This window comes from Paenibacillus silviterrae (assembly GCF_030167925.1).
Taxonomy (GTDB): domain Bacteria; phylum Bacillota; class Bacilli; order Paenibacillales; family NBRC-103111; genus Paenibacillus_G; species Paenibacillus_G silviterrae.
Genome location: NZ_JASKUT010000001.1, coordinates 5,079,955 through 5,105,472 on the forward strand (window position 1 = coordinate 5,079,955; position 25,518 = coordinate 5,105,472).

At 53.9% G+C, this 25,518-nt stretch carries 20 protein-coding genes; 11 read left to right on the top strand and 9 right to left on the bottom strand.

All coding sequences use genetic code 11. The features are described from left to right. The first annotated feature begins 94 nt into the window (after positions 1 to 94). On the top strand, positions 95 to 3,172 hold the full coding sequence (locus QMO62_RS23770; protein ID WP_284644764.1) for a HEAT repeat domain-containing protein: 3,078 nt from the start codon (positions 95 to 97) through the stop codon (positions 3,170 to 3,172). A 95-nt stretch (positions 3,173 to 3,267) separates the two neighbouring features. On the opposite strand, the gene QMO62_RS23775 is transcribed toward QMO62_RS23770, so the two are convergent. Then, complete coding sequence (locus tag QMO62_RS23775) at positions 3,268 to 4,578, bottom strand: aminotransferase class I/II-fold pyridoxal phosphate-dependent enzyme (RefSeq protein WP_284645019.1); 1,311 nt, start codon at positions 4,576 to 4,578, stop codon at positions 3,268 to 3,270. A gap of 164 nt (positions 4,579 to 4,742) precedes the next feature. On the opposite strand from QMO62_RS23775, the gene QMO62_RS23780 reads away from it, so the two are divergent. The 4 genes from QMO62_RS23780 (at position 4,743) to QMO62_RS23795 (ending at position 7,551) form a co-directional block, all read left to right on the top strand. Further along, positions 4,743 to 5,495 (top strand): DeoR/GlpR family DNA-binding transcription regulator, encoded by a 753-nt coding sequence (locus QMO62_RS23780; RefSeq protein WP_284644765.1) that lies wholly within the window; start codon positions 4,743 to 4,745, stop codon positions 5,493 to 5,495. Positions 5,496 to 5,592: 97 nt separating this feature from the next. Further along, complete coding sequence (gene kduI, locus QMO62_RS23785; RefSeq protein WP_284644766.1) at positions 5,593 to 6,426, top strand: 5-dehydro-4-deoxy-D-glucuronate isomerase; 834 nt, start codon at positions 5,593 to 5,595, stop codon at positions 6,424 to 6,426. A gap of 140 nt (positions 6,427 to 6,566) precedes the next feature. Beyond that, positions 6,567 to 7,016: a DinB family protein gene (locus QMO62_RS23790; RefSeq protein ID WP_284644767.1), complete on the top strand. Its 450-nt coding sequence runs from the start codon at positions 6,567 to 6,569 to the stop codon at positions 7,014 to 7,016. Positions 7,017 to 7,128: 112 nt separating this feature from the next. Further along, positions 7,129 to 7,551, top strand: coding sequence for a hypothetical protein (locus QMO62_RS23795; RefSeq protein ID WP_284644768.1), 423 nt, complete (start codon positions 7,129 to 7,131; stop codon positions 7,549 to 7,551). 118 nt (positions 7,552 to 7,669) lie between these two features. On the opposite strand, the gene QMO62_RS23800 is transcribed toward QMO62_RS23795, so the two are convergent. From QMO62_RS23800 to QMO62_RS23810, 3 genes are all read right to left on the bottom strand, one after another. Next, positions 7,670 to 8,128 carry a VOC family protein gene (locus QMO62_RS23800; protein ID WP_284644770.1) on the bottom strand — a complete coding sequence of 153 codons (459 nt, stop codon included), beginning with the start codon at positions 8,126 to 8,128 and terminating at the stop codon, positions 7,670 to 7,672. A gap of 34 nt (positions 8,129 to 8,162) precedes the next feature. After that, positions 8,163 to 9,356, bottom strand: coding sequence for an MFS transporter (locus tag QMO62_RS23805; RefSeq protein ID WP_284644771.1), 1,194 nt, complete (start codon positions 9,354 to 9,356; stop codon positions 8,163 to 8,165). Positions 9,357 to 9,443: 87 nt separating this feature from the next. After that, the gene (locus QMO62_RS23810; protein WP_284644772.1) at positions 9,444 to 9,578 is read right to left on the bottom strand and encodes a hypothetical protein; all 135 of its coding nucleotides are present in this window, start codon (positions 9,576 to 9,578) and stop codon (positions 9,444 to 9,446) included. A gap of 129 nt (positions 9,579 to 9,707) precedes the next feature. On the opposite strand from QMO62_RS23810, the gene QMO62_RS23815 reads away from it, so the two are divergent. Genes QMO62_RS23815 through QMO62_RS23825 form a run of 3 tightly spaced genes read left to right on the top strand, consistent with a single transcriptional unit; the run spans position 9,708 to position 11,117 of the window. Continuing rightward, positions 9,708 to 10,100, top strand: a complete 393-nt coding sequence (locus QMO62_RS23815; protein ID WP_284644773.1) for a VOC family protein — start codon at positions 9,708 to 9,710, stop codon at positions 10,098 to 10,100. A gap of 28 nt (positions 10,101 to 10,128) precedes the next feature. Beyond that, entirely contained in the window at positions 10,129 to 10,659 is a 531-nt protein-coding gene (locus QMO62_RS23820) for an NUDIX hydrolase (protein ID WP_284644774.1), read from the top strand. Further along, positions 10,656 to 11,117 carry a RidA family protein gene (locus QMO62_RS23825; RefSeq protein WP_284644775.1) on the top strand — a complete coding sequence of 154 codons (462 nt, stop codon included), beginning with the start codon at positions 10,656 to 10,658 and terminating at the stop codon, positions 11,115 to 11,117. Before QMO62_RS23820 ends, QMO62_RS23825 begins: the two co-directional genes overlap by 4 nt. An 855-nt stretch (positions 11,118 to 11,972) precedes the next feature. Here the strand turns inward: QMO62_RS23825 and QMO62_RS23830 are convergent. The 3 genes from QMO62_RS23830 to QMO62_RS23840 form a co-directional block, all read right to left on the bottom strand. Then, positions 11,973 to 14,843 carry an EAL domain-containing protein gene (locus tag QMO62_RS23830; protein ID WP_284644776.1) on the bottom strand — a complete coding sequence of 957 codons (2,871 nt, stop codon included), beginning with the start codon at positions 14,841 to 14,843 and terminating at the stop codon, positions 11,973 to 11,975. A gap of 388 nt (positions 14,844 to 15,231) precedes the next feature. Beyond that, a complete protein-coding gene (locus QMO62_RS23835) occupies positions 15,232 to 15,984 on the bottom strand; it encodes an ABC transporter permease (RefSeq protein WP_284644777.1) in 753 nt (250 codons plus the stop codon). Next, positions 15,981 to 16,727: an ABC transporter ATP-binding protein gene (locus QMO62_RS23840; protein ID WP_284644778.1), complete on the bottom strand. Its 747-nt coding sequence runs from the start codon at positions 16,725 to 16,727 to the stop codon at positions 15,981 to 15,983. The genes QMO62_RS23835 and QMO62_RS23840 overlap by 4 nt, the downstream gene beginning before the upstream one ends. Positions 16,728 to 17,214: 487 nt before the next feature. Between QMO62_RS23840 and QMO62_RS23845 the strand changes: the two genes are divergently transcribed. Both QMO62_RS23845 and QMO62_RS23850 read left to right on the top strand, forming a co-directional pair. Continuing rightward, entirely contained in the window at positions 17,215 to 21,738 is a 4,524-nt protein-coding gene (locus QMO62_RS23845) for a hypothetical protein (protein ID WP_284644779.1), read from the top strand. 17 nt (positions 21,739 to 21,755) lie between these two features. Continuing rightward, positions 21,756 to 22,850, top strand: coding sequence for a glycosyltransferase family 2 protein (locus QMO62_RS23850; RefSeq protein ID WP_284644780.1), 1,095 nt, complete (start codon positions 21,756 to 21,758; stop codon positions 22,848 to 22,850). Positions 22,851 to 22,903: 53 nt separating this feature from the next. On the opposite strand, the gene QMO62_RS23855 is transcribed toward QMO62_RS23850, so the two are convergent. Together QMO62_RS23855 and QMO62_RS23860 are read right to left on the bottom strand one after the other, a co-directional pair. Then, on the bottom strand, positions 22,904 to 23,518 hold the full coding sequence (locus QMO62_RS23855; RefSeq protein ID WP_284644781.1) for a pyridoxamine 5'-phosphate oxidase family protein: 615 nt from the start codon (positions 23,516 to 23,518) through the stop codon (positions 22,904 to 22,906). A gap of 103 nt (positions 23,519 to 23,621) precedes the next feature. After that, positions 23,622 to 24,380: an MBL fold metallo-hydrolase gene (locus QMO62_RS23860; protein WP_284644782.1), complete on the bottom strand. Its 759-nt coding sequence runs from the start codon at positions 24,378 to 24,380 to the stop codon at positions 23,622 to 23,624. Positions 24,381 to 24,735: 355 nt separating this feature from the next. On the opposite strand from QMO62_RS23860, the gene QMO62_RS23865 reads away from it, so the two are divergent. Beyond that, entirely contained in the window at positions 24,736 to 25,506 is a 771-nt protein-coding gene (locus QMO62_RS23865; RefSeq protein WP_284644783.1) for an HAD-IIA family hydrolase, read from the top strand. Positions 25,507 to 25,518 lie beyond the last annotated feature (12 nt).

The window sequence follows — 25,518 nt, forward strand, 5'->3', positions numbered from 1 at the left end:
GAATTAAGTAACTACGGGTGTCGATTCATGTTAGGATGTGGATGATGGTGTTGTTTGTTCCATGCATTGCTTCGCAAGAGATTAGGTGCCTACCATGACAAGCCGGATCATGAGCTGGATCGGGGTGAAGACGGAAGACAAGCGGAAGCTGCTTATGCTGCTGCCTGTCTTTTTCCTGTGCGGCATTTCGGAAATGCTCGGCTACAACGGCTACATGACGCTTTTCAATGAACGGTTCGGCAGCGAGTATTTGCCTTACGTGTATGCGGCGGAGGCGATTCTGCTGCCTCTGGAGGCATGGTTCATGTCCTGGCTGACGGGAAAGCTGCGCAAGCCTCAGCTGATGAGGGCTCTCTTCCTGCTCATGGGGGCGATCATTACCCTGAATACGGTCATTCTTCTTACGGTTCGCGTTTCGGGGGCGGACGTAAGGGCGTACTATCCGTTCTTATTCCTATCCTCGAGCTTTGTCGTTCGGCAGCAGACGATTCTTCTCTGGAGTCTTGCGATCGATCTTTGTCCTACGCAGCAGGCGAAGCGCCTCATGCCGCTCTTCGTATCTTCCGCTGCTATGGGGGGCATCGCCTCCGGCTTGCTGGCGCAGGGGATCAGCAGCTTCCTAGGTGCGGATGCGGTATACATGATGGCGCCTTTGTTCCTGCTGGCGGGCGGCTTCAATTATTGGCGATCGATCGCCCGTTACTTAGTGCCTCTCACCTTGAAGGAAATCCACGCCTCCGGTGATCACTCAGCAGAAGCTGCGGCTTCAAGCACGTATTATTTTAAAAAGGCGTTCACGTGGCCCTACATGATTTCGGCGGCTGCCATTATGACGCTTATGCCGGCGTTATACTTTTTGCTCGAATATGAGTTTCTAAATGTCATCCGAACAGTGTATACGACGGAATCGGAATTCGCTGCCTTTCTAGGCAAAGTGACATCGCTGCTGTTTACGCTCGCGCTTGTGCTTCAGCTTGTCTCGGGAAGACTTTCCGCCTGGCTGGGCCCCTCGAATATGCTTGCCGTGATTGCGGCCGTATTCTTGGGCGGCTTTCTCACCGTTTCTTTGACCTTGGGCAGTACGGCGATTCTGCTCACGATCTCGCTGGCCTATATGTTCTTCTATGTGCTGCTGTATTATTTCGCCGAGCCTGCCAACCAAATGTTCTTCAAGCTGCTTCCGCTGTCGGAACGGGACGGCTACCGCTACGTGGTGCAGGGCGTATCGGTCTCGCTCGGCATTATGCTCGGGGCCGGGCTGCAGTGGCTGCACGCCGGGCTGGGACTTGGCCTGACCTTGCTTGCCGTGATTGGAGCCGCCGGCTCGATACTGCTCATCTGGGTTACACGTATCGGCCGGAGGCTGTATATGGAGGAGCTGGTCGGCTCGGTACAAACCATGACGACGTCGGGTGCTGTTTCCACCGACTCCCTTCAGGAGCTGCTGCGTCACGGGAGGTTGACTTCCGTGCTGAGGGAGCTGATGAACCATCGGAACGATTATGCGCGTGAAGTGGCGCTGGAGCTGGCAGCGCAGACGAGAGATGTTTCGCTGCAGCCTAGGCTGGTGGAGCTGCTGCGCGACCCGGGCGCTCGGATCCGCAGCGCAGCGCTGCGTGCGCTGGACCCGGCCTCCTTGGGGACGGAGGCATCGAGTCAGGTGGCGGCCGCGCTTGCAGACAAGGACTTCGATGTCCGGTCGGAGGCGATTCGGGTTGTTGGCCGTGCTCCCGCTACAAGGGAACGGCTGAAGGAATATTTGTATCCTATGCTGGAGGATGCCCATCCGCAGGTGGTTGTGGCGGCGGTAAAGGTTCTGTATGCTTTGCAGGATGAAGACAGCAAGGAGGCATGCCGCTGGGTGATCAGCCATTTCCTGCAGACGGGTGGAGAGCCAGTGGTTGCCATCTGCGAGCTGATTGCAAGTCTCGGGCTGACGGAGTATGCGCCGGATGTTGCCGGTCTCTTGGGTGATCCTAGCCCGGCCGTGCGGCAAGCGTCGATTGAGAGCTTAGGGCGTTTGGGCTATGTGGAAGCTATCCCTATGCTGCTGGAGCAATTAGCCGATTCCGAGCCGATTCTTCGGGAGGCAGTCGCGGAAGCGTTTGTACGAATGGGCTCGGAAGCGGTGGAGCCGCTGCTCGCCGCTTTGCCAAGGATAGAGCCGAAGGTGTGGAGCACGGTCATCCGGGCGTTGTCCTCCTTGCTCGGAGAGGAGCAGAGCCGACAGCGGCTCGTTCCGGAAGTACTGGAAATGCTGCTGGAGCTCTGGAATTGCCGGCAGGCGCCTAAGCTGATCCGCCGGGCGGGTTACGAAGGGCTGGCCGGACTTGCCGAGCTTCGGCTTACCGAACTGCGAGGCTTCGTGATGGACGGAGCCTGGGCCGTTATGGAGGTCATGACCGAGCCCGCCGTCGTACAGTCCATCCGATTGGCCTCGGAGGATGAGGATGAAGAAATTCGCGAGAGCGGACTAGAGATGCTGGCTGAAGGGATGGGCGAGAAGCGTCTGAGTGCGGCCATTCTGCGGCAGCTGGCCGAGGACGCGGAGGGGACGCCGAGCGGGCGGGAAGCGGCCGATGCACTTGCCGGTGACGGCTTGGATGCAGAGGCAGGCATCATGCTGAGGCATATTCGTCTGCTTCGGGATCGTTGGCTGAGCGAGATCGCCGAAGCGTCCCTGCAGCAGAAGGAGGTAGCTATGGCAAACGGAGACAGGCATTTGTTCGGATTGCTGGATAAGGTAGTGTTTCTCAAGGAGGTTCCCTACTTCTCCGGGCTTAGCTTAGAGGAGCTGGGCCGGATTGCCGCTATCGCGGAAGAGCAGTTTCATCCCGAAGGAACCCGGATGTTCCGGCAGGGTGAACCGAATCCTACGTTCGGCGTTATCGTCGAGGGGCACCTTCGGATTACGACGCATCTGGACGACGGAGAAGAAAAAGAGGTTGCCATGCTGCGGCGGACGTTCGTGTACGGGGAATCCTCTTCCTTGTACGGAACGCTTACCACGGCTAGCGGAACAGCCGTTGACGGCGAGCTGCATATTCTAGCCATTCGGGGAGAGGAACTCGGCAAGCTCACAAGGCTCTACCCGGGGATCGGGATCGGCATGCTGCGCTCCGCCTTTGACCGGGTACGGAGATTGGAACGGACGATCGCCGGGAAGGAATAGCTTCGCTGCGGCAGATTAGGTTGATCCCGCAATCATCAATAAAAAAGCCGTACCCTCAACGGAAAGCAATCCGTAAAGGGTACGGCTTATTTGTGTTACTTCGCCGCTCCAACCTTCTCCAGGTCAAGGACGCCTTGATAGATCGTTTCGAACAGCTCTTCGATATTGCCTTCTTCAATACAAGAGAAAGCAACGCGCAGATCGGCTTCGCCCAGGGCGATCGTACCGATGCCGTACTTGTCGAGCAGGTGCACACGCAGCGCTTCCGCACCTACCGTCTTCAGCTTCAAGCACATGAAGTATCCGGAGTTGAACGGGTAATATTCCCATGCGCTGTCGAACTTGCCGCCGTCAAGCAGCGACTTGGTCCGGTTGGCCCGGGCTTTCATAATGTCGAACTTCTCTTGCTTCTGCGCCTTGAAGTCCGGAGACTGCAGTGCGTGCAGCACGAAGGTCTGCGACGGATGAGGTCCGCTCGAGATGGTGGCACGAATGATGCCCATCGTCTTCTGCTCCAATGCGGCCAGCATAGCGTCGCTAAGTCCTGCGTAAGTGATGAAGCCGACGCGGAAGCCCCACACGTACTCTTCCTTCGTTGCTCCGTCTACCTTCACGGACAGCACGCGGGGATGAATTCCGGCAAGCTGGCCGGCTAACGACTCCTGCATCGAGCCTTCGAAGAACAGGCCGAAGTAGGCGTCGTCCGTCACCGCTACGACATTGATGCCGGCTTCCGCCGCTTCCTTCACCGCCGCTACGATCTCTAGTCCCTCTTCATGGCCCGGGGTGTAGCCGGTAGGGTTGTTCGGGAAGTTCAGCACGACAATGGCTTTGCCTTTGTCCTTCTGCGCCATAATTGCATCCCGCAAGCCGGCTGCATTAAATTTGCGTTGTTCATTATACAGCGGATAATAAACCAGCTCGGCGCCGCGGCGGATGCCGAAGGTCAGCTCGTAGTTTTCCCAGTTTTTGTCCGGGATAATGACGGCGTCGCCTTGATCCGCATAGAGGTCGGCCACAATGCTCAGGCCGTGGGTCAGGGCGTTCGTCGCGATCGGATTACCGAGGCCCTTGCCTTCGAGGGAAGGATTCTCTTCAAGCATCTTGGCGCGCCATGCGGAGCGCAGCTCCGGCTTCCCTGCCGGCGGCGCGTATTCATAAATGTCCTTCGGTTTATAGGCAGACAGCGTGTCTTGAATGACCTTAAGGTGCATAGGCTCGCCATTTTCGATCGCGATGCCGATCGTAGCGTTAAATTTGTTCGCCTTTTGCTTCGCCTCAGCCGATTGGCTCAGGATACCTTCCTTCGGGAAGTAAATTAGCTTGCCGAGATCGGAGAGCATGTCGTACACGTGCTGATTTTCCTTGGCGATCGTCTCATTCAATTTGGACGCAAGAGGATTCATGAATTTCATCCTTCCTTAATCTTCTAACAACATTAGCCAATATTATAACACTTTAGCGCGGGAGCGTCACGGTGCTTTTTCCATGGCTCGAAAAATCGTGGAATTGGCGCAAAAGCTGTGTTACCATAGGGTGAAAACCGCCCAAATGTAAGCGGAGGTAAGACATGTCAGCGATAAAGCGTTATGAGAAAATTATGGAGCTGCTGCTGGTATCCGGCGAGGTTAGTGTATCCGATCTGGCAGCTGAGCTCAAGGTGACGGGGAAAACCATACGTCAGGACCTCGAGCGAATGGAGCAGAAGGGGCTGCTGCTTCGAACCCATGGCGGCGCCATTCTGGCGGAAGAGGGATACACCGGCCTGCTGCAGGAGCAGCGCGGCAAGCGGTTGGAAGAGAAGCGAAGAACGGCCGCTTGTGCTGCCGAATACATCGAGCCGGGAGACATTATCGCGCTCGACAGCGGAAGCACGACACTGGAGATCGCGAAGCGGCTGGATAACGTTCCGCTTACCGTGATCACGAATGATCTTTACATTATTGGGGAACTCATTAAGAAGGAACGAATCCGGCTCGTGGTACCCGGCGGGGTGCGCAATCAGAATCTGCTGGTAAATGAAGACGCGGGAGCCTTTTTGCGGAAGCTGAATGTTCAGAAGGCATTCCTGTCGACGACAGGGATACACCCGGAGTTCGGACTGACGATTTTCACCCAAACGCATGTGGAGCAGAAGCGGGCCATGATCGAGACGGCTCAGCAGGTATACTGTGTTGCCGATCGGAGCAAGTTTGACACATGCGCACTGTTTACGTTCGCCAAGCTCGAAGAGGTGGGCACGGTCATTGTCGATTCGCCTCCGCAGGAAGAGGTGCTTAGCAAGTATCCGGATCTGCATGTGGTATGGCCTTCGCATGAGTAGTCAGGTTCATTTGGGTTCGAAACAGATTTTAATTGAACTTAAATGAACAATCGTATTATAATGAATAAGGACAAATGAACCCGGGAGGAATGAAATCATGGAAATTCGTTACGCTACTAACCCGACGGAAACAAAGACGTATGATACCGAACGTTTAAGAAATGAATATTTGATCGAATCGCTGTTCGTGCCAGGCGAGCTCAAGATGGTATACAGCCACGTGGACCGTTTCATTACGGGAGGCGTGATTCCAACAACCGCACCAATCACGCTGGAAGCGGACAAGCATGAAATGGGCGCCGAGTATTTCTTGGAGCGCCGCGAGATCGGGATCATCAACGTAGGTCCTACGGGAACCGTAACCGTTGACGGCACTGAGTACGTTCTGGAGAACAAGGACTGCATCTATGTCGGACTTGGCAATAAAGAGGTTGTATTCAAGAGTGTAGATTCGGCGAACCCTGCCCGCTTCTACTTCAACTCCACTCCGGCGCACAAAAACTACCCGACAGTTAAGGTAGCGATCAGCGAAGCGGAGCCGGCTCATCTGGGTTCCATCACGAACTCCAATGAGCGCACGATTTATAAATACATCCACTTGAACGGCGTACAAAGCTGTCAGCTCGTGATGGGTATGACGCTGCTGAAGCCGGGCAACATGTGGAATACGATGCCTTGTCATACGCATAACCGTCGTTCCGAGGTATACTTCTACTTCGATATGCCGGAAGACGGCGTTGTGTTCCATCTGATGGGCGAGCCGCAAGAAACCCGCCATCTGGTTGTTCGCAACGAGCAGGCGATTATCTCGCCAAGCTGGTCGATCCACAGCGGTGTAGGTACAAGCAACTATACCTTCATCTGGGCGATGGCCGGCGAGAACCAAGAGTTCACCGACATGGATGCTGTGAGAATGCAGGATCTGAAATAAGTTCCTCTCTAAGGAAGCCTTCTGCGTATTTTTACGCGGGGGGCTTCTTTTCGTACGAGGAGTATCGGAGTATAATAAGGAAATATTGGAAACGGAAACGACGCTTCCGGCAAATCTTCGATAGGTAGGAGGGTTTTATCATGCAAACGATTCGCAACATGTTTGACCATCTTCACTGGGCGGACACACGTCTGCTGCAGCAATTGGCCGAAACGGGGTATGAAGGCCCGGAGGTCATTCGTCTGATGGCGCATTGCCTGTTCGCGGAGAAGGTGTGGCTCACCCGCCTGCAGCAGCGGGACAGCTCAGCCATTTCCATCTGGGCTGACTCCACGCTGGAAGAGTGCCAAGAGCTGGCTGAACGAAACCGGGAGGGCTACCTGCAGTTTTTGAACGCTTGCACCGATCCGGATGCCATTTGTCACTACCATAATCTATCGGGCGTTCCTTTTTCGACCTCCATCAGGGATATTCTGACCCACGTAGCGCTGCATGGACAATATCACCGCGGACAAATCAATGCGCTGTTAAAGCGTCATGACCAAAGCCCGGTCAGCGTGGACTATATTCTTTTCGCCAGGGAGAAGTAGGGCGGCGCCGGCATGCTATCTCTGAAACACATATTTTTTTCATGGCGATTGCAACTTTTTTCCATAACCATCGTCCAATATATGGAAAATGGAAATGGAGAGGAAGATTCCCATGCGAAAAAAAGCAGCTATGGTGCTCGTATTATTCATGGCCGCGTCCGCCGTATGGATAACCGCTCGGGACCGTTATTTAGCCGAGCATCGCCAAAGCATCACGGAAACCGTCGATCAAGTGTACACTGCCTTTATAGCTAAAAATTATGCCAGGCTGGCGGAGCTCTCGGCTTCGGGCAGTCCGAATCACATGCAGCATATCCGCAGCAGCTACGGCGAAATTCAGAGCTACGAGCTGCTCGATCTTCGTACGAAATCGACCCGAGAAGGGGAGCGTGTGGAGGCGGAGATTAGGGTCGTCAGTTTCTCGGATGGCAAGCTTCATACCGGAACGGACCGGCTTATGCTAGTTTCTGTCGACGGCCAGTGGAAAACGTGGGAATATGCTTCGGAGCTGAAGCTGGCCCTTCCCGCGCCGTAGGATTCGGATTGCCTAAATCCCTGTAAACATGGACTGCCCCCGTGCCACATATTGAGCCGGGAGCAGTTGTTTAAAAGCCGAAAGTTGTTCCATACAAGAAGTTGCTTGCGAATCATGCTTACCTTGGGAAACCAAACCATAATTTAATGAAATTCCCGTCAGGATCGAAAACATCGAAAGATTTACCGCATCCGCCACTGTCTTTGATTGGGCTGGTTTTTATTCCGGCACTACTTAATCTTCTATGGCATGTTTCAATGTCCTCGCTCATTTCCAATATAAGAACATGATTCGGTCTCCCTTTATGGGTAAAGGCCAAGCGTTCTTCCCCATCCGTTTGCACAAGCATAATTTCTCCACCTGAAGCAGGATAAATAAATACCTCTGTGTTATCGGGTTCTATAGGAAGGCGATTTTTAGTGGTGTTCATATAGAAGCCCAATTGAAACACATAGAAATCAACTGCACGCTGCATATTTGAAACTGGTAGTTCAATACAGGTAATTGATTTAACAATTGCTTCTTCTTTTAAGCTAGGAGACAGCTTCCCATAATGATTTATTAGTTGCTCATCCATTACTTTACACCACCAGCCCAGTTTTATTGATAATTTAAATTTTCTTCAAAGCCCACACAAGCGCTCCCAGACAAAGGGGAATCCAGGCCCATAGGGCGTAATGAAGGGCAGACGACAGGGTGAACGCCTCGGCAAGAAAGCCGATCGCCGAGAAGGTAAGCATCATGCCGCCGGATACCATCATACTGAAGATGGACAACATCGTCGCCCGGATCGGGGAGGGGACTTGCTCGTTCAAATAGGCATCCAGCAGCGGCTCCAGATAGCTGATAAAGACAGCCATCAGATAGAAGGCTGCGATCACCTGAACCGGATTAGAGCTCATCGTGAACAGCATGAAGCTCGCCGTAAATCCGAGGCCTGCCGCGACGAGCGATCCGGACTTCTTTATCTTCCGCTCAAGTACGAAGGCTGCGGCGGCTACCCCGGCCGACAGCCAGGTTTCGAGTCCGTTCAGCGTCCCGATGACGGTATTCGTCAAACCGATGGTCTGAAACACAACCTGACTGTAGAACGTGATCGACCATGACATCGAATACAGGACGGCCCCATATAGACAGAGGGAGAGGAAGGGAAGGTTGCTGCGCATGAATTGCCAGCTGATCTTCATTTGCCGGTAAAAGGTGAAGCTTGATGTACCGTATCCCAAGTTCTCTGCATCGCTGCCAGCCGGTTCCGTCATGAAATAGACGGAGAGGAGGGTGAGGGAATGCAGGATCGTCTTACCGGCATAAACCCACGCCCAATCGATATCGGACAGGATACCGCCCGCGGTCCCGCTGATGCCCATCGTAACCAGCATGACCGCATACAGCTGTGAATTAAAGCGCTTGAAGCCTGCCTCCTTGCCGAGCGACTTCAGGGTGTCGTAGATAAGGGCGCTATTGGCGCCTGACTGCAGTGTCCCCATCAGTCCACCGAGAATAAACCCGGCTACAATGGCCTCAGGCTTCTCTCCCCATAGCATCACGATAGCCGCTGCTATACCCCCCGCCTCCGCTGCCAGCAAGCTGACTCGTTTGCCGTACCGGTCCGCGATATAGCCGGTAGGCACCTCGAAAACTACTTTCATACAGTGATACAGCGTTTCCAGCAGGCCGATCTCGGCCAGACTGAAGCCTTTGGCCAGCAGGAACAGCATCCAAATCCCGCGGTCCAAAATAAACGAATTGAGGAACGTATATGCATAAAACAACGGAACGTTTGTTTGAAGTCGATTGAATGACATGTCGGCTCATCCTTTTCCAAGACATAGTAAAAAACCATGGAGCAGCACTCCATGGCTTCAGGATGAGTAAGAGCATAGGAAGGGCTCCTAGCTTCTTCGTCCGACCGGCGCAAGGAAATGCTGATCCGTATGACCGCAAATAGACGGACTGATCCCGTTAGGCGCCATTGCAAATTTGATCGTACGAACAAAGCAGATCAAAAAGCGGATCTTCTTCTGCATTTCCTTCACCTCTTTCGTTCATGTATGTTACGGCTATTGTACTCGGTAGGATATGGAAGTGTCAATTTCAGTTTACATGCGGGCTTGTGTGAGATATGCTATTATTTGGTAAATCTTGTTTCGGAGAGGGTGGGTCATTTGAAAAGTCCGATTCATCATCGTATAGACACGATCTTTGTTCATGTAACGGATTTGGAGGCATCTATCAAGTGGTATGGAAAGCTGATGGGAGTGGAGGTAAAGGAAGGGGATCGAAAGGGTCCTATCTATACATTTGCTATGGGCCCAGGTCGCCCGGGACTTACACTTGATAATCACAGTATGGATGACGGCTATGAACTTCTTCCATCCAATCAGCCTCTGTTTAATTTGTCTACGGAGGACATTCATGCTGCCTATGAGCATGTGGTGGGCATGGGAGCTGAAATCGTAGAGGAGATCGAAACCTTCCCCGATCTTTCCTATTTTACCTTTAAGGATCCGGACGGGAATGTCTTGATGATTTGCGATTGCTTCAGTTAAAGAAGCGTACACGTCAGGAGTGAATAGGTTGAGAAGGATTCGAACGATAACCGACAGCGATGTTCAAGGTGGTCCAGCTACACTGCTGGAAGCCGTCTCCCGCTATGGCGCTAGAGGCGTGCTGGTTGACCGATCCTCCCGTGTGGCAATGATGTACTTATCGAAGCTGGATTTGTACAAGCTGCCAGGCGGAGGGATCGAAGAAGGCGAGGAAAAAAGAGCTGCATTCGTACGTGAAATACGGGAAGAAACCGGCTATGAAGCGGAGATTGTTCATGAGCTGGGATACATAGAAGAGCACAAGGGGCAGAACGGCTTCCTGCACTACTCCTATTGCTATGTGGCTAAGTCACATGAAGGGAGAGAGCAGGTTCAGCTAAGCGATAACGAAATCAAGCTCGGCATGACACCGGTGTGGATGCCCCTTGAGGAAGCACTGGCCCTAATGAACGAAGCGCTGAAGAACTGTGACGATTATTCCCTGAAGTTTATGCTGCTGCGCGAGCTAACCATTCTACAGGTTTATAACGAATGGAAATCTAAGGAGGCAATCGTATGAAGGATCAATCGATAGCAGGGCGGTTGCAAGCGCTTGGCCTTGTGCTGCCCGAGGCAAGTGAGCCTGCGGCCAGGTATGCGAATACGGTTACCGTGAACGGACTGATGTTTGTTTCTGGGAAGGGACCGGCGGGAAAGCCTAAGGGCAAGCTCGGCAGCGACTTCACAACGGAAGAAGGCTATCAGTATGCCAGACAGGCCGGTATCGAGGTATTGGCAGTCGTTCAAGCGGCCCTAGGCTCGCTCGAGAAGGTAAAGCGTGTGGTAAAGATTCAAGGCTTCGTGAATGCGGATCCGGAATTTGAGGAGCACCATAAGGTGCTGAACGGCTGCTCCGATTTGATGCTGGATGTGTTCGGGGACAAGGGCATTCATGCACGCTCCGTTCTCGGCGCCGCTTCCGTCCGTGATAACCTGCCGATCATCGTCGATTCGATCTTTGAGGTGGAAGAGGAGTAGCTGTCGTCTTCATAAGCTATCAGATCAGTATTACAAGCCCGTCTCAATAAGCGAGACGGGTTATTTTTGTACACCGAAGGCTGCAGTACAGGTATAGTTTTACTAAAAATGTAAAATATATGGTTGATGAAATGCGACGTCGTCCGAGCAAGAAACCATAATAAGGTCGGTGGAACGGATGGATATGGAGCAATTGCAGGAGCTGGACAGGATCAACAATTTTTTAGAGCAATATACCGCTGAGCTGCCGAATTACTGGCTAAGGTACTCCAGTATGAGCACATGGCAGTTTTGGGTAATGCTCCTTTTTTTAGTCGGACCGTTGGTCGCCATATTTTTTATGATTGACAGAAAGCGTGCCTTGCTTATCGGTTTCTACGGGTTCAATGTTCATGTCTGGTTCCATTATGCCGACTTGATTACGACGACCCGGGGCATGACCGGCTTCCCCTTTAAGGTAATCCCGCTCATTCCTGTAAACTTATCGTTGGACTCATCATTCATCCCAGTAACCTTTATGCTTATTTATCAATGGACACGAAAATACAATAAAAATTTCTACCTTTATGCTCTGGCATATTCCTTATTTTTAGCCTTTCTATTTAAGCCCGCCTTGGTGGCTTTCGGGCTGTTTCAGATATCCAACAGCATGAATTATTTTTACATTTTTCTTGTATTCGTAGGGGTTTCCTTCATATCTAAATGGATTACGAATCTATTTAAGTACTTTGAGAATCATCCGCAGCAGCATGCCGACCCGGCTCCAATTACGACCTCGAATAAAAGGAAATATACGCTCAACCGTTTTTTTCTGCAACGAAAGAAGGCAAAGTAAGGCTAAGGCCCGGCAGGATTTTAAGCTTTACCAAAAATGTTTGCTTCCAATGCCTCGGCGGGCAAGGGCTTGTTAAAATAGTAGCCCTGGGCCTGATCGCAGCCGTTTTCCTCAAGAAACTTCAGCTGCTGCTCGTTCTCCACGCCTTCAGCGATGACCAGGATTCCTAAACTATGCGCCATGGTAATGATAGCCCTGACAATATCCTTGTCGTTCTGATCCATAAAAATATCACGGACAAACGACCGGTCAATTTTTAACCGGTGAATGGGCAGTCGTTTCAGATAATGCAGCGAGCTGTACCCGGTGCCGAAATCGTCGATCGAGATCCGTACGCCAAGTGCGCGCATGCCCTCGATAATTTTCGATGAGACCTCCATATCCATGGTCATGCTCTCCGTAATTTCCAGTTCCAGGAGCTCTGCCGGAAACACGGTTTCCTTTAAAATAGCGGAAATATTCTCGATCATATTGGCATTGTTGAACTGTTTCGGGGAAAGATTGACACTGATGATCATCGGCGGGAATCCTGCGTCGATCCACCTTTTTCCCTGTAAGCATGCGTTGCGGAGGACCCAATCCCCCATCGGAAGGATTAGTCCCGTTTCTTCCGCGACTGGAATAAACTCATTGGGCGGCACCAAACCGAGCTGCGGGTGCTGCCAGCGAATGAGCGCCTCCACACCGATGAATTGACGGGAGACAACATCAATTTGCGGCTGATAGTGAAGGGCAAACTCATCATACTTCAGCGCTTTTCTCAACTGATTTTCAAAATAGAGCTTGCTTCCCGCTAAGCCGTCTGTATTGCTCTCGTAGACCCGGTAGGTGTTTTTTCCTCTCTTTTTCGCCTGATACATGGCGGCATCCGCACATCGCATAAGGGCTTGAGCATCTTCTCCGTGCTCGGGATAATAGCTGATCCCAATACTTGGCGTGATAAAAATTTCATGGTTCTCAATAACAAAAGGGGTGGATAGAGATTCAATAATATCCTCTGCAGCCATAATCACGTTCTCCCGCGAAGCGTTTTGGAAAAGAAGCACAAACTCGTCGCCCCCCTGCCTCGCAATCGTGTCTGCCTCCAAAGAGCAGGCTTTTAACCGTAAGGACACCTCCTGAAGGAGCAAGTCTCCGATACGATGTCCCAAAGAGTCATTCACATATTTAAACCGGTCAAGGTCCAAAAACATAAGGGATGTTCTTTGTTGCAGCTTCAGATTGAACGACAAAATTTCTTCCAAAAGACGCCGATTGGCAAGTCCGGTTAACGGGTCGTGGTAAGCCAAGTGCCGGATCGTCTCCTCGTGGTTATTCCGCTGAACGGCCAGCTTGGCCAAATGGCAGGCGCGTTTGACGAGCTTCATATCATCCTTGCCGGGCGTATGCTCGCCTTCGAAATACGTTGTGAACGTGCCTAACACCTCATCGCCTTGTAAGATAGGCATGCTCCAGCAGGATCGAAAGCCGCATTGCAGGTAAAAATCGCGAAGCGGTTCCGCTTGGGAGTCTGACATGATATTCGAATGGATGACCGGTTGTTTATAATAAACGGCACTCCCGCAAGAGCCTTGGTCGGGTCCGATAGGAACACCTTTGTGATTAAGCTCGTAATCCGTGGGCAGGCTTGGGGAAGACACGAGAACCAGCTTGTTTTTTTCTTTGTTCAGCAGAAAAATGGAGCATTTAGCCTCAAGCTGCACGGATTCCGTCACAAGAACCAAAGTATCCAGCGTCTGCTGTAAAGGAGCAGATTTGGCTATCATCTCAAGTACTTGGTTCTGCCCGTCCATCATCAGAATGGCGCGTTTTTCCGCCGTGACATCCTTGGCAATCCCGATCACACCCTGGATTTCCCGGCCTGAAATTTTAGGGACAGCCGTCACTTCAAGGTGAACAAGAGATCCGTCTTTACGCCGGATATCTACCTCGATCTTATGAGGAGTTTGCTCCATAATGACCTTAGAGAAGCGGTCCTTCACAAAATCCTTATACTCTATGCTGATAAGGTCCCAATACGTTAACGCAGCCAATTCATCTCTGGAATACCCGGTTATTTGTTCTCCTGCCGGGTTCATATCCGTAAATTCGCCATGCAGGTTCAAAGCAAACACGGCATCCAGGCTGTATTGGTACAAAGATTCGTAGTTGCGCTTGAATTGTTCCAGCCGGTGGGTTATGCGGTTCATTTCGGAAACATCTTTAATAATCCCATAGATTCCGACGATCTCGCGATTAACAAAGATAGGGACATTTGTTACATGAAGGTCGATGCGATGCCCGGTCTTATGATAAATGGCGCAGTGATAAGACTGCTTGGAGCCCTGCAGCAGGTTATGGAAATGCTGCAGCGTTTCATCGCGCGTGTCGGCCGTCAGCAGCCGCTCAAAATGCATACCAATAAGCTCCTCAGCTGCATAACCGGACAAACGGGTAGCCATGTCATTCACCGACGTAAACCTGCCGTCTAAGGAAATGGAAACAATCGCGTCCGGATTATGTACGAACAAGGAGCCATATTCTTGAGCCAGCCGTTTCTGTTCGGATATATCGCGGATGATCGAGTAGATATACCGCTTAGCGCCTAGCTCTACCAGGATGGAATGAATATCAGCAAGTATGTATCGACCGTCTTTGGAAATAAGGGTGGATTCGAATCGCATCCGGCCGGTTTGGCAGAACGAATCGTGCATCTCTTGAATGATCCTCGCATGGTCGGGAACGGAGAAATCCAGGCTTGTCATCGTAAGAAGTTCGGAGCGTGTATAACCGAAGAGCAGGCAGGCGGCATCGTTAGCCTCAACAATTTGTTTCATCTGTCCGGATTCTGTGATTTCCGTTAAAAGGATGGCATCACTGGCACGGTAAAACAGCTCGGCGTATTTTTCCATGGTGAAACCTCTTTCCTGAATCTTGTGCATACGCGAGACTTATTATACCTTATTTCGACAAAATTCGATACTGTTCATTTGATTAAAATGGAGAATAAATCCAGATTCTTGCCTGTAAACCAGATATATATAAACTTCCTTGTTAACCCAATATCAAATGCAGAGTGTACTTTGTTGGAACAATGGGAGGTTGGGCTGAATACTCCGAGGAAAAGCCGTTTGGATGTAAGGGTCGGCGTATTCCCTGAAGATGCATCCGACGGAACAACACTCTTAAAGTGGGAGGATGAGGCGATGTACCGGGTGAAGTGAAGCGGGAAAAACAGAGTTGTTGTAAAAATGAAAAAGGCCGAAGAACCCTTCTCGTAAGGGTGCTCGGCCTTTCGTTTTATGGAATATTGCGAAGTCTCAGGTCGTCGGTAAACCATATACCGTAGCTGATCATGCCTAGCATAATGCTGCTTATGGCAGAGGAAGAAGTCAATATGAACATAATGAGCAGCTGATACTTAACGGCCTCGACGGGGCTGCTACCGGCGATGATCATGCCTGTCATCATACCGGGGAGCTGTACAAGCCCGATCGTTTTCATCGTATCTACGGTTGGAATCATACTAAACGTAACGGAGCGCTTCAATACCTCCTGAATCGCTTGCCTTGCATTGGCTCCTAGTGCTAGCAAAGCTTCGATTTCCCCGCGTGAGGCGATAGTTTCACGCTTCATCTGGTTGATCAGCAGTCCGCATACGACCATGGAGCTGCCTATCGTAATCCCGCTTACAGGAATAATGTACTGCGGCTCGGGAGGGATAATATGGAACCCAAGCAATAACGCCATGGTAATGGTCTCTGTAAAAAGCAAGGTAACGGCTATGCGCCAAAATACCCCTCGATGCGATTTGGCACGTCCGGCGGCATTCACGGAGGCGATGCCGATCATAAGGACCACCATTGTGAGAATCAATGCCGGATGGTTGGTGTTAAATACATACTGCAGCACATAACCGACAAAGAGAAGCTGAAGGGTGGAACGGACGGTTCCGATGAATAAATCCCTCTCCAGTCCTAGCTTCTGCCATTTCGAGAGCAGAATGGCTATGCCGATAAAAGCAAGCGTGCTTAGTAAGGCTAGTGCGCTCATGATGCGCCTCCGTGGTCTGTAGACATATGCAGAAACCTCTTTCCCGTTTCCGTGATGGGTGCCGTAAAGAAGGCGGAGCTGTCCCGATCCTCCAACAGCGTGCCTTCCCCCATAAACCAAACCCGGCTGCTAACGCGCTTAGCCTGTTCCAGCTCATGAGTAACCCAGATGATCGTGGTGCCGAGCCGCCGATGCCAATCCAACAGCAAATCTTCGACAAGCTGCTTGCTGGCGGCATCCAAGGCGGAGGTGACTTCATCCAGAAGAAGAACCTCAGGTTGCACTAGCATGCTGCGAACGAGTGCTAACCTTTGTTTCTCCCCTCCGGATAAATGCTCGGCGTTCTTCGACCATTCGAGTTGACCCAGTCCCACACGGTTTATTAATTCCTCGGCAAGCGAACGATCGAAAGCCGATTGTCGCAGCTTGCTGACTATCCTTACATTATCTTCTATGCTCCCCGGCAGCATGAAGGCTTGTTGTCCTACATAACAAACCCTTGTACGCCAAATGCGGGGTTCCCACGCTTCGACCGTTTTTCCCTGGAAGGTCATTGTCCCTTGATCAGGTCTGTCCAGCGAGCTGAGAATGCGAAGAAGGGTGCTCTTCCCTTGGCCGGATGCACCTAATAGGGCAATGATTTCCGGCCTATCTATGCTGCTAGTGACATGTGAAAATAAGAGGGAGCCGGTTTGATCGGGGTGATTCTTTGCCAGGTCGTTCATTTCAAGGATGTGAGTCATGGATGATCTCCTTCAATGAGAATCATTATCAGAACTACATTACCAAGCGGGGAATGGTCTGTCAATGATGGAAGTTTTAGGCGAATGTTTTTCAAAGATATAGGATGAACATGTCGATAGTCAGTTACCCAAATGAGTAAAAAGGAATCTCAACCAAGAAAAAATCTGAATATCCTGTTGAAAGCTGACAGGAGGTGAAGCATTGAATAAAAAAAATTTAAGAAAAAGGTACAGGAATAAGGTATCTATAAAAAATGTAAAAAAACGAAAAAAGGTTGCAAAGAAAAATTGTGAGAAACTCATAAAGAGGGTCAAAAGGGGACCAAGAGGTAAGAGGGGACCGAGAGGGGAGCCGGGTCCTAGAGGTAAAAGAGGTCTGCGGGGTCTCAAAGGGAAGGCAGGGCCGAAAGGAAAGCGCGGTCCACGAGGTAAGAGAGGACGCAGAGGAAAGCGTGGGCCGGAGGGGCCTCGGGGAGCCGCGGGTGCAATGGGAGAGACCGGAGCCGCGGGTGCCGATGGAGCGACAGGTGCAACGGGAGAGACTTGGGCCGCGGGTGCCGATGGAGCCACCGGGGCGACGGGAGCAACCGGGGAGACGGGAGCGACGGGGGCAACAGGAGCAACGGGGGCAACGGGGGCAACTGGAGCAACGGGAGCAACCGGGGAGACGGGGGCAACCGGGGCAACAGGAGCGACTGGGGCGACGGGAGCAACAGGAGCAACGGGAGCGACAGGGGCAACCGGGGAGACGGGAGCGACGGGGGCAACAGGAGCAACGGGGGCAACGGGGGCAACGGGGGAGACGGGAGCGACGGGGGCAACAGGAGCAACGGGGGCAACGGGGGCAACGGGGGAGACGGGAGCAACTGGTGAGACCGGAGCCACAGGAGCCACAGGAGCAACGGGAGCCACAGGGGCAACAGGAGAAACAGGGGCAACCGGAGCAACCGGGGAGACAGGAGCAACCGGAGCAACTGGGGAGACGGGAGCCACAGGGGCAACGGGAGCCACAGGGGCAACAGGAGAAACAGGGGCAATAGGAGCAACGGGACCCACCGGAGGGACCGGAGCCACGGGAGCGACGGGGGCAACAGGCGCAACCGGGGAGACGGGGGCGACGGGGGCAACGGGAGCCACAGGAGCAACGGGGGCAACAGGAGCGACTGGGGCGACGGGAGCAACAGGAGCAAACGGGGCAACAGGAGCGACTGGGGAGACGGGCGCAACGGGAGTAACCGGGGCGACAGGAGAGACCGGAGCAACAGGAGCAAACGGGGCAACCGGAGCAACCGGAGTAACTGGGGAGACGGGAGCCATAGGAGCCACGGGAGCCACGGGAGCAACCGGGGAGACGGGAGCGACGGGAGCAACCGGGGAGACGGGAGCGACGGGAGCAACAGGAGCAACGGGAGCGACAGGGGCAACCGGGGAGACGGGAGCAACGGGGGCAACGGGAGCCACAGGAGCAACGGGAGCCACAGGGGCAACGGGAGCAACCGGGGAGAAGGGAGCAACGGGAGCAACAGGAGCGACTGGGGCGACGGGAACAACAGGAGCAACCGGGGAGACAGGAGCAACTGGAGCAACTGGGGAGACGGGAGCCACAGGAGCAACGGGAGCCACAGGAGCAACGGGAGCCACAGGGGCAACGGGAATAACAGGGGCGACAGGAGAGACCGGAGCAACTGGAGAGACGGGAGCAACGGGAGCGACAGGAACGACAGGAGAGACCGGTGCGACAGGTACGACAGGTACGACTGGGGCGACAGGGGAGATCGGAGCAACTGGAGAGACGGGAGCGACGGGAGCAACAGGGGCGACGGGAGCCACAGGAGCGACAGGAGCAACCGGAGCCACGGGAGCAACCGGGGCGACGGGGGCAACGGGAGTAACAGGGGCAACCGGAGCAACCGGGGAGACGGGAGCAACCGGGGAGACAGGAGCAACCGGGGAGACAGGAGCAACGGGAGCCACCGGGGCAACGGGAGCAACGGGAGCAACCGGAGCAACTGGGGAGACGGGAGCCACAGGAGCAACGGGAGCCACAGGGGCAACAGGAGAAACAGGGGCAATAGGAGCCACGGGAGCAACCGGGGAGACGGGAGCAACGGGAGCCACAGGAGCAACGGGAGCGACAGGAGCGACAGGAGCGACTGGGGAGACCGGGGAGACGGGGGCAACAGGAGCGACGGGGGCGACGGGAGCAACAGGAGAAAACGGGGCAACTGGAGCGACTGGAGCGACGGGAGCAACGGGAGTAACAGGGGCGACAGGAGAGATCGGTGCGACAGGAGAGACCGGGGAGACGGGGGCAACAGGAGCCACAGGCGAAACGGGGGCAACAGGGGCAACGGGAGCGACAGGAGCGACAGGGGCAACGGGAGCAACCGGAGAGACCGGAGCCACGGGAGCCACGGGAGCAACCGGGGAGACGGGAGCAACGGGGGCAACAGGAGCGACTGGGGCGACGGGAACAACAGGAGCAACCGGAGAGACCGGAGCCACGGGAGCCACGGGAGCAACCGGGGAGACGGGAGCAACGGGGGCAACAGGAGTGACTGGGGCGACGGGAACCACAGGAGCAACAGGAGCTACAGGAGCGACGGGAGCAACTGGTGAGACCGGAGCCACAGGAGCAATGGGAGCCACAGGGGCAACAGGAGCAACTGGGGAGACCGGAGCGACAGGGGCGGCGGGAGCCACAGGGGCAACGGGTGCAACTGGAGCCACGGGAGCGACGGGGGCGACGGGAGCAACTGGTGAGACCGGAGCCACAGGAGCAACGGGAGCCACAGGGGCAACAGGAGAAACAGGGGCAATAGGAGCAACGGGACCCACCGGAGAGACCGGAGCCACGGGAGCCACGGGAGCAACCGGGGAGACGGGAGCAACGGGGGCAACAGGAGCGATTGGGGAGACGGGAGCAACAGGAGCAACGGGGGCAACGGGGGCAACGGGAGCCACAGGAGCAACGGGAGCCACAGGAGCAACGGGAGCGACAGGGGCAACCGGGGAGACAGGAGCAACCGGAGTAACTGGGGAGACGGGAGCCACAGGAGCAACGGGAGCCACAGGAGCCACGGGAGCTACGGGAGCAACCGGGGAGACGGGAGCCACGGGAGCAACGGGGGCAACGGGAGCCACAGGAGCAACGGGAGCAACCGGAGCGACAGGGGCAACGGGAGCAACGGGAGCCACCGGAGCCACAGGAGCAACAGGAGCAACCGGGGAGACGGGGGCAACAGGGGCAACAGGGGCAACAGGAGCGACTGGGGCGACGGGAGCAACAGGAGCAAAGGGAGCAACTGGTGAGACCGGAGCCACAGGAGCCACAGGAGCAACGGGACCCACCGGAGAGACCGGAGCGACGGGAGCCACGGGAGCAACAGGAGCAACAGGAGCGACAGGAGCAACCGGGGAGACGGGAGCGACAGGAGCGACAGGAGCGACAGGAGCGACAGGAGCGACTGGGGAGACCGGGGAGACGGGGGCGACGGGGGCAACGGGAGCCACAGGAGCAACGGGAGTGACAGGAGCGACTGGGGAGACCGGAGCAACGGGACCCACAGGCGAAATGGGGGCAACAGGGGCAACGGGAGCGACAGGAGCAACCGGAGCAACAGGAGCCACAGGAGCAACCGGGGAGACGGGGGCGACAGGAGCGACGGGAGCAACTGGTGAGACCGGAGCCACAGGAGCCACGGGAGCAACGGGACCCACAGGCGAAATGGGGGCAACCGGGGCAACAGGGGCAACGGGAGCGACAGGAGCGACTGGGGAGACCGGGGAGACGGGGGCGACGGGGGCAACGGGAGCCACAGGAGCAACGGGAGTGACAGGAGCGACTGGGGAGACCGGGGAGACGGGGGCGACAGGAGCGACGGGAGCAACTGGTGAGACCGGAGCCACAGGAGCAACAGGAGCAACAGGAGCAACCGGGGAGACGGGGGCAACAGGAGCGACTGGGGCGACGGGAGCAACAGGAGCAAACGGGGCAACTGGAGCGACTGGAGCGACGGGAGTAACAGGGGCGACAGGAGAGACCGGTGCGACTGGGGCGACAGGAGAGACCGGAGCAACTGGAGAGACGGGAGCAACGGGAGCAACGGGAGCAACGGGAGCAACAGGAGCAACAGGAGCAACAGGAGCAACCGGAGCAACCGGAGCAACGGGAGCCACAGGAGCAACCGGAGCAACGGGAGCCACAGGAGCCACGGGAGCAACAGGGGCAACGGGAGAAACCGGAGCCACAGGGGCCACAGGAGCTACGGGGGAAACCGGTGCAACAGGTGCAACAGGTGCAACAGGTGCAACAGGTGCAACAGGTGCAACAGGGGCGACAGGTGCAACAGGTGCAACAGGAGCGACAGGAGCGACAGGTGCAACAGGGGCGACGGGAGCCACAGGAGCCACAGGAATAACCGGAGCAACGGGAGCCACGGGAACGACAGGAGCGACAGGTGCAACGGGAGCAACGGGAGCAACGGGAGCAACGGGAGCCACGGGAGCCACGGGAACGACAGGAGCGACAGGTGCAACGGGAGCAACGGGAGCAACGGGAGCCACAGGTGCAACGGGAGCAACAGGAGCGACAGGAGCCACAGGTGCCGCTGGGCGATACGCTTTTACACAAGATTTCACGCCTGTTACCTTACCGTTGAATCTGGAGACGACAGTACTGACTCTTCCATTTACATCAGCTTTAAACGAAAGATTAAAAATTGATTATGTTCTGCAAGTTACGGCTGCGACGGCTTCGGGCACCTCTACTTTTGATATTAGAGTGAGACTAAGAAGAAATGGAGCACTTTTAGTCGAATTAACGTTGACCAGAGCGGAATCAGGGCAAGGTGTTACGCTGCGCTATTTTCCAAACTTCACCTATACGGATTTGCCACCGGCGGGCACGAACACTTACCAGCTCTCCGTAATAGTATTATCAAGAACTAGTGTAACCGCCAACGAAGTCGAAAGCAGGGCTTTAAATATCATTGCATTTCCAACAGTGTAGCTGGGGTGGTATATGGAATGGCGACAATCAGCCTATGCATGATTGTAAAAAATGAAGAAGCGATCCTCGACAGATGCCTTAGCTCTGTCGAGGGAATCGTGGATGAAATCATTATCGTAGATACGGGATCAACAGACGGGACAGTCGATCTTGCGCAAAAATACACAAAGCAAGTGTATCATTTCGATTGGATCGATGATTTCTCAGCAGCCCGAAATTTTTCCTTCGGTCTTGCCACTATGGATTATATTTTGTGGCTTGATGCTGATGATATAATCGCGGCTCCCAATCATTCGAAGTTGTTGGATCTTAAACATCAGCTATCAGCCGATGTTGACTCCATACTGATGGACTACGAACTAGCTCATGACGAATACGGGCAAGTGACTACAAAATTAAAACGCAACCGTATTGTTAAACGGGCAAAAGGCTTTATTTGGAGGGGGGCCGTTCACGAGTATTTGGAGGTACATGGAAATATCATGCAAAGTGACGTTGCTGTAATGCATAAGAGCACTAAAACCCATAAATCTACCAGAAATTTGAGGATCTATGAGCAGCAGAAGCTTCGAGGAGCCTCATTTACAGCGAGAGATTTATACTACTATGCGAATGAGCTCCGCGAGCATGGTAAATTTGGGGATGCAATTGACTACTACCAACGCTTCCTTCAAACCAAGGAGGGGTGGCTCGAGGATGTGATCTGGGCCTGTAGTCACTTGGCCGAGTGTTACCGGGGGCTGAACATGGAAGAAGAGGAATTGGGCGCACTGTTGCATAGTATGCACTATGACAGACCGCGCCCGGAGATTTGCTGCCAAATCGGCTTTTATTTTTTGAAGCGGAATCAACCGTCGCGGGCATCCTTTTGGTACGAAATAGCCCTTCAACCTGAGTTAAAGCCAAATACCTGGGGGTTATCGAACCCTGCGTGCCATACTTGGCTGCCCCATTTACAATTATGTGTTTGTTACGATAGGTTGGGCGAATACGACAGAGCTTACAGACATAGTGAGTTAGCCCGCGAGTATCGCCCGGACGATGAAAGAATGTTACACAATAAGCGCTATTTGGAGTCAGTCCTTCAAAAGCAAGTCTTTGCAAAGAATTAAATCCTATCACCGATTAGCTGGGTGGAAATACGGAAAAGGATATAGTTCAACCTTTACTTGTGAAAAGGGCAATACTTGCGCATCAGCTCCGCCGTTTCCTCGTCCTGAGGCGCTCCTCTTTCGGCTAAGCCGTTCAGCACTTGATCCCGCCGGGCTTTGTTCAGATTTTGTCCGAACTTAAATTTGGCGGTCAGCTCCTGAACCTCGATCTTCACCACGGAAACCGCCTTCAGCTCGCCCGTATATTTCGGATCCTCCGGAGTGATCGGAGCGTGCCCGCCTTCCGGCTGAAGCTTATGCATGAGCGCCGTCAGGACTTCGGCCTTTTCCTGCAGATCCTCAACCGGCGCCGCTTCGCCCCGTATGTGCACCGACTTGAAAAAGGCGGTTGCGGGACAAGCATTGTAAGAGTCCGTGAAGTAGGAGGGAATGATGGCGAACTCCTTGGCCACGGCGAAGCTAACCTTCCCGGAAGCGGCAATCTCGTCCATCTTGGCCCCGCGCTTCGAGCCGTGAAAATAGATGTTTCCCTTGTGGTAAACAAAGTTAAGCGGTGTCACGTGCGGCCAGCCGTCTGCGCCGGAGGATGCCAGATAGCCGAAGGACATTTCATTAAGAAATTCGTCAATCTCCTGCTGTTCCTGGATCGAAAACTCTTTTCTTCTCATAGACCGGATACCTCCTCGTTTTTCTTTCCATATTACGAGGAAGGGTGGTGTGAGAAAAGGTCCATTTTGGGCCGTTTTGATTAGACCAATCAGTAACGTTAGGTTACAACGAAATTAACAGCATATCCTCCGCCAGCCGTACCTTCTCCGCGCCTTGCACTTGATTCCGGTATTGCTCCAGCACCTCTAGATAAGGCTCATCGTCCGTCAAGTGAACGCAGTAGACCTGACCGATACGCTCCACCGGACAGTACCGTATGACATCCTCCAGGCTGGTATGACTGGTCATAACGCCCCGCGCCTTCGTGGCCTCGTGGATCAGCAGGTCGATGCGGGGCTCCTGAACGATGCGCTCGTTCGGTCGTGTGTCGGCGGAATATATCATAACCTTTCCTTCGGCCGTGACCGCCTTTATACCTACTGTCGGAATGGCATGGAGGCTGGGGAAGGTGGAAAGCTCCAAGCCGCTCTCGTGCAGGAGCACGTTCTCCTTCTCCCAATCGAAGGTCTCTATGCGAAGCTCGAAGCCGATAGGCCACGATTCTACCTGATATGCCTTCAAAATCGCTCTCAGCTGCTCCTCGCCTGCCGATGAGCAATGAATCGTAAGCGCTGCTCTTCGGCCGCCGACCCACATGCCCCACAGCAGCGATGCCAGCCCGTACATATGATCCGTATGCATATGGGTAAGGATGACGCCTTGAATATGATCCAAAGGCGTGCGGCTTTGCTTCAATTTGCCCAGCGGATTGCCGCCCACGTCGATGAGCCAGCCGGCTTCACCGCTCCGAAGGAGCAGATAGGTGTTGTCCCGCTCGATACTGCCGGCTGCGCTGGCCGTCCCCATGAAGATGATTTCCATCGCGTGAATCTCCTTTTCTTTCCTAAACAGGCCGTAAACAGCAAAAAAGCCCCAACTGCATCTTGAATAGACGCTAGTTGTAGGCTTCTCCGTGTCTCTGCCTGTAGATAGTGATTTATATCACTTTACCTTGTTTCAGCATTTTTTGCAAGGGTTTTCATGAATATTTACACAATCTAAATAAACCGTTGACAAATGGCTTGTCCCCATCCTATAATTCAAACCAATACGAAAACGGTATTAGGTTGAGTACACAGGAGAAACCCTTATCCGTAATCATATCCTTCCCCGGGGGAGGTGTGTTTACTATGGATGAGGGTTTTTCGCATTTTACAGAAGAAACGAGGCAAAGAGCATGAAGGGTTACATTTTTGACTTGGATGGCACCGTATACTTGGGTGAGCGCATGATTGAGGGCGCCGCCGAAGCGATCCGCAGCTTAAGAGACCGAGGCGACAAGGTGGTGTTTCTGTCCAATAAGCCAATTGCTCCGAGAAGCTCTTATGCGGAGAAGCTGACCAAGATGGGGATCCCCACTTCCATTGATGATGTTCTTAACTCGTCGCTGATCGTTGCGAGATACCTGCAAAAGCACGTCCAGCCGGGGCAGCAGGTGTACGTGGTAGGGGAGCAGCCGATCATCGATGAGCTGCAGGCTCACGGAATTCCGTTAACAACCGATGGAACGAACCCGGATTACGTTGTTCTCTCGTGGGACCGGCAGTTCCATTACGATACCTTGAACCTAGTGTTCCAGGCGGCACTCCGAGGAGCCAAGATCATCGCTTCCAACCCGGACTCGACTTGTCCGCTGGAGGATGGTCAGCTGCCCGATACAGGAACCTTCATCGCGGCGCTCGAAGCGGCGACAGGCAAGCCGATCGATCTTGTGGTAGGCAAGCCGTCTCTCATTGCTGCTGAAGCTGCGGTTGAGCATCTCGGCCTTCAGGCGGAGCATTGTTACATGATCGGCGACCGGCTGGAAACCGATATTAAGATGGGCAATGACGCGGGAATGTCCTCGGTGCTGGTACTCACAGGAGTAGGCACGAAGGAAATGGCGGAGCGGGTTCCGTATCGACCGAGGCATATTATTTCCAGTATCAAAGAGGTTGTAGCCTTGTGAAGACGACGTGGT

Bases quoted from the DNA above. Each gene is read 5' to 3' on its own strand.
- QMO62_RS23810 (WP_284644772.1), bottom strand. From the start codon at position 9,578: ATGCAGAAGAAGATCCGCTTTTTGATCTGCTTTGTTCGTACGATCAAA.
- QMO62_RS23845 (WP_284644779.1), top strand. From the start codon at position 17,215: ATGGGAGAGACCGGAGCCGCGGGTGCCGATGGAGCGACAGGTGCAACG.
- QMO62_RS23795 (WP_284644768.1), top strand. From the start codon at position 7,129: ATGCGAAAAAAAGCAGCTATGGTGCTCGTATTATTCATGGCCGCGTCC.
- QMO62_RS23775 (WP_284645019.1), bottom strand. From the start codon at position 4,578: ATGAATCCTCTTGCGTCCAAATTGAATGAGACGATCGCCAAGGAAAAT.
- QMO62_RS23865 (WP_284644783.1), top strand. From the start codon at position 24,736: ATGAAGGGTTACATTTTTGACTTGGATGGCACCGTATACTTGGGTGAG.
- QMO62_RS23855 (WP_284644781.1), bottom strand. From the start codon at position 23,518: ATGAGAAGAAAAGAGTTTTCGATCCAGGAACAGCAGGAGATTGACGAA.
- QMO62_RS23770 (WP_284644764.1), top strand. From the start codon at position 95: ATGACAAGCCGGATCATGAGCTGGATCGGGGTGAAGACGGAAGACAAG.
- QMO62_RS23835 (WP_284644777.1), bottom strand. From the start codon at position 15,984: ATGAGCGCACTAGCCTTACTAAGCACGCTTGCTTTTATCGGCATAGCC.
- QMO62_RS23780 (WP_284644765.1), top strand. From the start codon at position 4,743: ATGTCAGCGATAAAGCGTTATGAGAAAATTATGGAGCTGCTGCTGGTA.
- QMO62_RS23850 (WP_284644780.1), top strand. From the start codon at position 21,756: ATGGCGACAATCAGCCTATGCATGATTGTAAAAAATGAAGAAGCGATC.
- QMO62_RS23830 (WP_284644776.1), bottom strand. From the start codon at position 14,843: ATGGAAAAATACGCCGAGCTGTTTTACCGTGCCAGTGATGCCATCCTT.
- QMO62_RS23860 (WP_284644782.1), bottom strand. From the start codon at position 24,380: ATGGAAATCATCTTCATGGGGACGGCCAGCGCAGCCGGCAGTATCGAG.
- QMO62_RS23805 (WP_284644771.1), bottom strand. From the start codon at position 9,356: ATGTCATTCAATCGACTTCAAACAAACGTTCCGTTGTTTTATGCATAT.
- QMO62_RS23825 (WP_284644775.1), top strand. From the start codon at position 10,656: ATGAAGGATCAATCGATAGCAGGGCGGTTGCAAGCGCTTGGCCTTGTG.
- kduI (WP_284644766.1), top strand. From the start codon at position 5,593: ATGGAAATTCGTTACGCTACTAACCCGACGGAAACAAAGACGTATGAT.
- QMO62_RS23790 (WP_284644767.1), top strand. From the start codon at position 6,567: ATGCAAACGATTCGCAACATGTTTGACCATCTTCACTGGGCGGACACA.
- QMO62_RS23840 (WP_284644778.1), bottom strand. From the start codon at position 16,727: ATGACTCACATCCTTGAAATGAACGACCTGGCAAAGAATCACCCCGAT.
- QMO62_RS23800 (WP_284644770.1), bottom strand. From the start codon at position 8,128: ATGGATGAGCAACTAATAAATCATTATGGGAAGCTGTCTCCTAGCTTA.